Annotated in this window: 7 protein-coding genes; 1 reads left to right on the forward strand and 6 read right to left on the reverse strand. The window is 69.2% G+C overall.

Annotated features, from left to right (window positions below; genetic code table 11):
* On the reverse strand, nt 1–692 hold a 692-nt coding region (locus WBA11_RS08810; RefSeq protein ID WP_424520328.1), incomplete at its 3' end, for a protein-disulfide reductase DsbD domain-containing protein.
* 77 nt (nt 693–769) lie between these two features.
* Nucleotides 770–1,183 (reverse strand): TlpA family protein disulfide reductase, encoded by a 414-nt coding sequence (locus WBA11_RS08815; protein ID WP_424520329.1) that lies wholly within the window; start codon nt 1,181–1,183, stop codon nt 770–772.
* Between the two features lie 126 nt (nt 1,184–1,309).
* Between WBA11_RS08815 and rnr the strand changes: the two genes are divergently transcribed.
* Nucleotides 1,310–3,535 carry a ribonuclease R gene (gene rnr, locus WBA11_RS08820; RefSeq protein WP_424520330.1) on the forward strand — a complete coding sequence of 742 codons (2,226 nt, stop codon included), beginning with the start codon at nt 1,310–1,312 and terminating at the stop codon, nt 3,533–3,535.
* A gap of 108 nt (nt 3,536–3,643) precedes the next feature.
* Here the strand turns inward: rnr and WBA11_RS08825 are convergent, their stop codons facing one another.
* From WBA11_RS08825 to WBA11_RS08840, 4 genes are all read right to left on the reverse strand, one after another.
* A complete protein-coding gene (locus tag WBA11_RS08825) occupies nt 3,644–4,162 on the reverse strand; it encodes a DUF1622 domain-containing protein (RefSeq protein ID WP_424520331.1) in 519 nt (172 codons plus the stop codon).
* A 70-nt stretch (nt 4,163–4,232) separates the two neighbouring features.
* On the reverse strand, nt 4,233–4,697 hold the full coding sequence (locus WBA11_RS08830; protein WP_424520332.1) for a class I SAM-dependent methyltransferase: 465 nt from the start codon (nt 4,695–4,697) through the stop codon (nt 4,233–4,235).
* Nucleotides 4,698–4,702: 5 nt separating this feature from the next.
* On the reverse strand, nt 4,703–5,977 hold the full coding sequence (gene hemH, locus WBA11_RS08835) for a ferrochelatase (protein WP_424520333.1): 1,275 nt from the start codon (nt 5,975–5,977) through the stop codon (nt 4,703–4,705).
* 192 nt (nt 5,978–6,169) lie between these two features.
* Nucleotides 6,170–8,090 (reverse strand): hypothetical protein (locus tag WBA11_RS08840; protein WP_424520334.1); only part of this gene is annotated, 1,921 nt, incomplete at its 5' end.

Here is an 8,090-nt window from a genome sequence, read left to right on the forward strand (position 1 = left end):
GCGACGGCCCACGCGCCTCCCTCCTGCTGCCACGCCTGCCCGGCCGGGTGGTCGATCACCCCGGTCTCGTCCACGTAGAACTGCGCGCCCTCGAGGTCGCCGGTCCAGCCGTCGGGCGGGTCGAGCGACAGCACGTAGCCGTCGGGAGTAGCGGCGGCGCTCGCCGTCCAGCCTTCGGCCTTGACGGGCAAGTAGCCGCGCGCGTCCTCGAGGGCGCCGGTTGTCGTCGGCTCACCGACTGGGATCGACAGCGAGACCGTCTGCTCGGCGGGCAGGCAGATCTCCTCGCAGACCAGCCACGTGACGTCGGCCTCGAGGTCGAGCGTGCCGCTGGCGTCGTCGGGGACGGCGACGCGCGTCAGGAAGTGCGGGGAGCCTTCGAACGCGTAGCTCGTCAGGCCCTCGATGTCGTAGCGCTCCGGGTACGGGAACTGCAGCGGCCCGGCCGTCGCGCCCTCGAGGGCGGTCCACTCGACGACGACCGGCAGGCCGGAGTCGCCGGGGTTGATCCAGTACGAGTGCCACCCCTCATCGAGGTCGAGGCGGACCGCTACGTCGATGGACTCGCCCGGGCGAACGGCGTCGGCGTCGGCGACCAAGCTCGCCTCGGAGTACGGGCTGGGGTCGCCATCGACCTGGGCCGCGAGCGGCAGAGCCAGGATCAGGCCGAGAAAGAGGGAGATCGCACGCATGGGAGCAGTCGGAGTCCGACAAGGAACGACATCGGGCGGGCTCAGCGCATTCCGTGCCCACCCATCCGTCTGGATTTCTATGACTGAGCGAGCGCGCTGTTCAGCTTGGTCCGAATCTCGGCGACGGTATCACGGGCGCCGATCCGGCCGACCTCCTCACCCGACGACGCATCGACGAGGACGACGAAGCCGGTCCGCCCGGCGTTCGCAGCGTACACGTCCTCGAGGCCGCGACGGGCCGCGAGCGCTTCGGAACAAGCCGTCGTCTCGGCGTCGGTAAAGTCGAGCTTGACCATCTCGATCGGGCGCTCGGAGAACCCGGGCCAGACGGTCATGACCTTGGGGTCCAAGATGCGGCAGTTGCCGCACCAGTCGGCGTAGAACACGACGGCGTAGACATCGGCGTCGGGCGGCGTGGTGGTTTCGGTCGGGGCCGGCGCCGCCAGGAAGAAGGCGAGGGCGAGCGGGGCGAGGACGATTGAGCGGAGCATGGCGAAAGAGAGTGTGTAGGCCGGACGGAATGCCCGAGGGTTCGCCGAGAGTCGACACGTCTGGAACGGCTCTTACGGACCTCTCTCGCGGCCACGGGGTAGAAACGGCCGATTCCCCCCGCTCTTATGGCCGACGATCGCGCCGCCGACGCTCTCCGCGAACAAGTTCTAACGTTTCTGTCAAAGCACCCCGACCGCGCGTATCGGGCCAAGGAGATCTCCAAAACGCTGGGGATCAAGAACAACGGCCGGTATCAGACGCTCCTCGAGGTCGTGGACGGCCTGCGAGACTCGGGCCAGGTCGACCGCGCCAATGGCGGCCGGATCCAGCACCGCGGTCCGCAGAACGAGGCCGTCGGCGTGCTGTCCGTGGCCCAGCAGGGGTTCGGGTTCGTCAAGACCGACGACGACAAGGAGTTCTTCGTCCGTCCTCGACGGATGCGCACGGCCCTCCACGGCGACCGCGTCCGCGTCGGGCTCGCCGCCCAAAAGCGCAACCAGCCGTCCGATCAGAAGCGCGAGGCCGAAGTCCTCGAGGTCGTCGAGCGGGGCCGGACCCAGACCGTCGGGACGTTCTCGACGACGGGCAAGTCCGGCTGGGTCGTCCCCGACGACAAACGGATCCACCACGACGTCTACGTCAACCGCGACGACTGGAACGGGGCCACGCCCGGCGACAAAGTCGTTGTGACCATCGACCGGTTCGAGGACCCCAAGGCGGCGCCCGAAGGAACGGTCGTCAGCATCCTGGGCAAGGCCGACGCCCCCGGCGTCGACGTCTTGGCGCTCGCCATCGCGCACGGCGCGCCGAGCGACTTTCCCATCGAGGTCGAGAACGCGGCCCAGCAGATCAAGCCCGGCATTACCAAGAAGGAGGTCGCCCGAAGATTGGACCTGCGCGACGCGCTCGTCTTCACCATCGACCCCGAGGACGCCGAGGACTTCGACGACGCGATCCACACGCGCGACCTGGGCCACGGCATGACCGAGATCGGCGTCCACATCGCCGACGTGAGCCACTACGTTCCTGAAGGCAAGACCATCGACCTCGAGGCCGTCGACCGCGCGACGAGCACGTATTTGGTCGACCGCGTCATCCCGATGCTGCCCGAGGCGCTGTCCAACGGCGTCTGCTCGCTCCGCCCGCGCGAGGACAAGCTGGCGTACTCCTGCATCATGGCCGTCGACGGCGGCGGCCACGTCCACAGCTGGGACATCGTCGAGACGGTCATCCACTCCAAGGAACGGTTCACCTACGACGGCGCCCAGGCCGTCCTGGATGGCGAGAGCCACGACCTCGAGGACGAGGTCCGGCGGGCCGGCGACCTGGCGACGACGTTGACGAAGAAGCGCATGTCCGAGGGCGCCATCGACTTCGACGTGCCCGAGGTCCGCGTCAAGCTCGACGTCGACGGCCAACCGGTCGACGTGTACGAGAAGGAGCGGAAGCCGGCGAACCGGCTGATCGAGGAGTTCATGCTGTTGGCCAACCAGGCCGTCGCGAAGGAGGCGTCGAAGCGAGGCGTCCCGTTCGTCTACCGCGTCCACGAGCCGCCGGACCGAGAGCGCATCCAGACGCTCGCCGACTTCGTCAAGCCGTTCGGCCACAAGCTTCCGAACACGGAGGGCGAGGTCAAGCGGTCGGACCTCAACAAGCTGTTGAAGTCCGTCAAGGGCTCGCCGGAGGCGCCGATCATCGAGCAGGCCGCGATCCGGTCGATGTCGAAGGCGGTCTACTCGCCCGACAACGAGGGCCATTACGGGCTCGGGTTCGAGCACTACGCGCACTTTACGAGCCCCATCCGCCGCTACCCCGATCTGATCGCGCACCGCATCCTGAAGCGGATGCAGGACCAGGCCAAGGGCAAGATCCCGACCGTCGAGACGCTCGAGGAACTGTCCGAGCACTGCTCGGCACGCGAGCGCGAAGCCGCCGAGGCCGAGCGCGAGTCGGTCAAGCTCAAGCAGGTCGAGTACGCCGCGCAGCACCTGGGCGACGAGTTCGACGGCGTCGTCGTCGGCGTGACCAAGTTCGGCGTCTTCGTCCAGATGCGGCCGCTCTTGGTCGAAGGGCTCGTCCACGTCCGCGGCATGGACGGCTACTGGGAGTACGACGACCGCCGTTACGTCTTGGTCAGCAAGGACTCGGGACGTCGGATCCAGGTTGGCGCACCGTGCCGGGTCAAGATCGAGGCCGCCGAGCCGGAGACGCGCAAGGTGGACCTCGCCTTCGTCGAGCTGCCGGGCGCCGAGGACCGGTCCGAGCGGCGCTCGAGCGGCGCCAAGTCTAGGCGCGACAAGCGAAAGACGCGAGGCACGCGAAAAAAGGGCGGCAACAAGCGCCGCCGGTAGCCGCATCGTCCTCGAGGGCGCGCGGTCCCGACCTCGAGGACTGCTGGGTGCACTCCGCGCTCCCGCGCCGTTTTCGTCCTCGAGGACGCGATCGAGCGGCGGGCACGTTTAGCCTGCCGTCTCCTGTATCTCCTCCTTGCGGTGCTTTCGCCCTTCCCGGATCTCGCGCTCGAGGAACGTGTTGAGCAGCGTCCGCAGCAGCACCAGGGCCGCGAGCGTCAGGATGTCCGCGCGCGTGGGCGCGACGGCCGTCGCCAGGATGTCGGCCGCGAGGGTGAACTCGATGCCGAGGGCGAGCGTCCGGCCCAGACGAAGTCGTAGCCCCTCGGTCGCGTTGACGGCCTCGCCGCCAGGTCGCACGACGCGGATGAGATAGGAGCCGAACGCCTGGATCACGCCCCACGCGATCACGAGGGCGGCTGCGATCTCTGCCAGGAGCTCCAGATACTCCACGATCCGGTACAACACCGTCTCTGCCGGCTCCATCTCGACCGGCCTCGGCTCGATGACGTCGAGCGTGAGCAGGACGACCAACCCTGAGATCAGCCCGAGAGCCAGGACGACCTCGGACCACTCCCTCGCAGTCGAGACCGGGCCGGACGGCGAGGGATCAGGAGGGGGCTTCATCGACATCGTTCGGTGGGCAAGCTAGTCGCAGGACTCCTGCGGTGAGGGAGGATGCCTTTACCGATCCAACTTATCCGATGCCCCCCGGCCGCCGAAGGATCGCGTGGACGCCGTCCGAATCCGTCGAGGGCGACTCGGCCACGACCAACCCAGCGCCAGCCGCGTCGGCCTCGAGGTCGGACGCGTCGTCGGTCTCGACCCACACCCACCCGCCGGGCTCGAGAACGCGGTAGGCCTCGGCGAGAGATGCGGCCTGGGTCGGTCCGGCGACCTCGAGGACGACCCACGCGGCGGAGCGGGGCGCGAATCCTGACGCGACGGACGATGCCGCGACGACACGTCGGTTCGACTCTTGGCCCAGGACCTGTGCCAACGCTGCGCGGGCGATCTCAGGTCGGTCCGTGGCGCCTCGGACGTCGAGGCCGAGAAGAGCGAGCGGGACGATGTGCCGCCCCTCCCCGGCTGACAGGTCCACCACGCGCGTCCCGGGCGCGATCGACGCCATCGTTCGGAGCAGGTGATCCGACGCCGACACGGTCCCTACGCCGCCGACCGAACGGAGTCGCCGTCGATGGACTCCTGTGTCACTGTCCCCAAGATCGGCGCGTCCTCGATCCAGACACGCGCCTTGCTCGCACGTTCGCACACGGGGCACCCGGGAGCGGCCACGGCCGTTCGGGACAGGCTCGGCCCAGCCGGGGGCTCGTCGGAGGCGAGCCCGTCGCCTCCGGCCATCACGTCCGGCTCGAGGTGGACGCCGACGCACTCCGCGAGCGCATCGACGACGAGCGGGTGACCGTTGAGGCCGTTGGTCACCTCGAAGTGTTCGATCCCCTGCTTTTTCGCCGCGGCCCGGACCGTCACGTCGAGGTCGAACGCCGTGTCGACGCGGTCGGACAGGAACGAGACGGGGACGACCAAGATGGCGCCGGCTCCGTCAGCGGCCATGTCCGCTACGGCGTCGTCGACGCTGTCGCCCAGCGCGCGGCCGGAGCCGAGGGGCTTGAGGAACGCCACCTTCGACGGCCCGCTGTTCGGGCGCGCCGCCTGGACCGCTCGGACGGTCGCGTGGACGTGGCAGCAGTACGGGTCGTTGAGCTTGGACAGGTGCCGCTGGGACGCTCCGTGCGCAGCGAACAGGACCTGGACGCGGTCGCGGACCTGGCGCGGAAAGCGCTGGATGCCTTCGTTGATCCGCTCGACCAGCGCCCGCACCAGCTTGGGATGCGTCGCGTACTCGGACACGAGCGCTGTCGGTACGCTGACGGAACCGTGCGCCTGCCAGTAGGAGAGCGCGGACCCGGCCATCGAGGCCGAGTAGTGAGGCTGGAGCGGGAGCAGCACCACGCGGGTGACGCCGTCCTCGGCCATCCGCTGCCGCACCTTCCCCATCGAGGGGTCGCCGTGGCGCATCGCCACGTAGGTCTTGAACGTGATCTGGGTCTGCGACCCGAACCGGCTGTTGAGCCGCTTCTCGAGGGCGGCGGCTTGCTCCGAGACGTGACGCCGGAGTGGGCTCGTCCCGCCGATCATCTCGAAGGAGCGCTGGAGCTCCCGGCCCATCTTGCGAGCCAGGTACCGGGCCGCTCGAGGACGGAGCGCCTTGGGGATTCGCAGCTCGACCTCGACGGGATCGAGCAGGCGGCTCTCGAGGAACGGGACGACCTCCGCCGGCCGGAGCGGCCCACCGAGCTCCATCATCACCACCCCGACCGTGTCGCCTGGACCGACGCGGACAGCCCCCTGGCTGAAGAACTCGCCCGTGAGCACGGCGCGGTCCGGTCGGTAGGTGCGGAGGTAGCTGAGCGGGGTCATGAAGTAGGAGGCCCCCAGGAAATTCCTGGTGTGAGGACCCAAGTAACTCACTCGGACGCCGAGTCATGTCGTGACTCATTGAAGATGACGCCGCTGGGAACGGATTGACATGCGCTCCACACCGCCGCGGCGCGGCATCGCTGCCTGTACGACTCCACTGCGAGCCCTGGGCCTACACCCGCATCAGCAAGGCTAAATCGCCTGGACGATAGCGCCCAGCCTGGATCGGAACGCGGGTGACGTGATCGCTCTCCACACGCCGGTCATCCCGTCGAACGTCGGTTCTCGGTCGGCGACGCCCAGCAACCCTGCCGTGACGGCCTTCTGACGTGCCGACACCGTCGACTCCTCGGCGGCTCGCAACGCGCGCACGACCGACGACGCGTGCGGCCCGGCCTCTTTCGCAATGGGGGCTACAACCTCGAGGACGAACAGGAGGCCGCTGATGGCGACCGAGAGCCTGCGCGCTGTTTCGGCGGTCGGCGCGTCGAGGTCGTCCTCGAGGACGCGGATCGCCTCGAACCGGCTCCACAGTTGAGAGCCGAGGATGTGATGGAGACGCGTCGGGGGCGCCCCGCTGAGCGGAGCCCCGACGTAGTCCTCGCGCTGCTGCCCCGAGTCGTCGCTTCTGGACAGCCCAGACGCGGCCTCTGCCGCCACACGGGCTAGGAGCCGGCGGGCGCGGTTCTGCCACTGGAAGTGCTCGTCAGATCGCAAGCGGGCCGCGGCAGCGTCGAGCGCCCATCGCGCGCGCTTGCCGAGGTGCGTCGGAGCGGCGTCTACGGAGCGTGCCGCGGCGAGGGCCGCACGGCTGTAGTCGAGGGCCGCATCTAGGTCGGAGACGAGAGGCCGGAGCCCCACGACGAGGTGCTGGGCCGACAGTTGGGGCAGGACGGACCGGAACGACTCGAGGGCGAGCCGGACGCCGTGCGCGCTCACCACGAGGGGACGCGCGTCTGAAGGCGCGCGCGACAGCAGAAATTGCGTCGACGCCGTCTCGAACTCCGAAAGACGGTGGTCGACGAGCGAGTGCGCTGCCGCGAGCAACGGCGTCTCCGGGTGGAGCTCGAAATCGGTCTCCAGGCGCTCTGGCTGCGCCTGATCCACGGGGGCCGGCTTCGACCGTTCGATCGTCGCGAGGTTGACCTCGGAGAACGACGTCGACGGACGGCGAGCGAGCGCCGGAGTCGCAACGGGTCCGAGGACGACCGGGTACCGACGTCGAGAAAAGGTAGGCCGCGCCGCAACGGCGGCTCCGCCACCCTCGTCATCGGCAGGCTCGTCGCCGAAGAGGGGCGTGTCCGGGGCCTCGGCCTCGAACAGGTCCAGGAGATCATCGAGCGTGTCCGTCCCCGGAAGGAGAGGCGACCCATCTCCACGAGACGACTCCTCCGTGGTGACGGATGGGGGCGGCGCAGGGCGACGGACTGGGGCCGGGACCTGGAAGGACCGCCGGAGCGGCATCGGGGCCAGCGGCTCGAGGACGCTCAGGCGTACCTCTCTAAATCGTTCCCGTACCTGTCGGACGCGTGCCATTCCGAGACCGGTTTGTGTAGCGATCGTGTCGGGCCGGAAGCCTCGCTCGTCCAGGAGGATCACCTGGGCGATCGGGGCGAGACTCCCTCCTTCTCGCACGGCGCCCTCGAGGACGAGGCGCTCGTCGGGGAGCACCAGCGCCGTCTCGTCGAGCGAGCGGCGGACCCGCAGGACGGCCCGCTCGAAGGCCGACCTCGAGGCCGGCTCCAGGCCGTGCTCGCGGAAGACGCGGTCGAGCGCGTCAGGAATCGCGGCGTCGCCCTCGACGTGGACCTCGACCTCGTTGGAGACGACGCGCCCGCCGGGGACCTCGAACACGACGACGTCGAACGAGAGCATTCCGAACCGCGCGTTTCCAGCGTGAGCGATGCGCGGCGTGAGGTAGCGGCGGAGCGTAAACAAGGACCGCAGCGCGATGTCCCCCGCGACCTCGAGGACGACGTCGCGCAGATCGCCGTCGGGGAGAAGCAACGGTCCGCCCTCGAGGGCCTCACGGCGGTCGAGGCGCTGCCGGATGGGCGGCCGGCTCCGGTCGAGCGACTCGAGGTGGGCGGCGCACTCGCCGCCGCCTTCGTGG

The organism is Rubrivirga sp. (genome assembly GCF_049648075.1).
Taxonomy (GTDB): Bacteria; Bacteroidota; Rhodothermia; order Rhodothermales; family Rubricoccaceae; genus Rubrivirga.

What these genes read in the sequence shown, in the direction of transcription:
- rnr (WP_424520330.1), top strand. Translation starts at nt 1,310, where the DNA reads ATGGCCGACGATCGCGCCGCCGACGCTCTCCGCGAACAAGTTCTAACG.
- WBA11_RS08815 (WP_424520329.1), bottom strand. Translation starts at nt 1,183, where the DNA reads ATGCTCCGCTCAATCGTCCTCGCCCCGCTCGCCCTCGCCTTCTTCCTG.
- hemH (WP_424520333.1), bottom strand. Translation starts at nt 5,977, where the DNA reads ATGACCCCGCTCAGCTACCTCCGCACCTACCGACCGGACCGCGCCGTG.
- WBA11_RS08825 (WP_424520331.1), bottom strand. Translation starts at nt 4,162, where the DNA reads ATGAAGCCCCCTCCTGATCCCTCGCCGTCCGGCCCGGTCTCGACTGCG.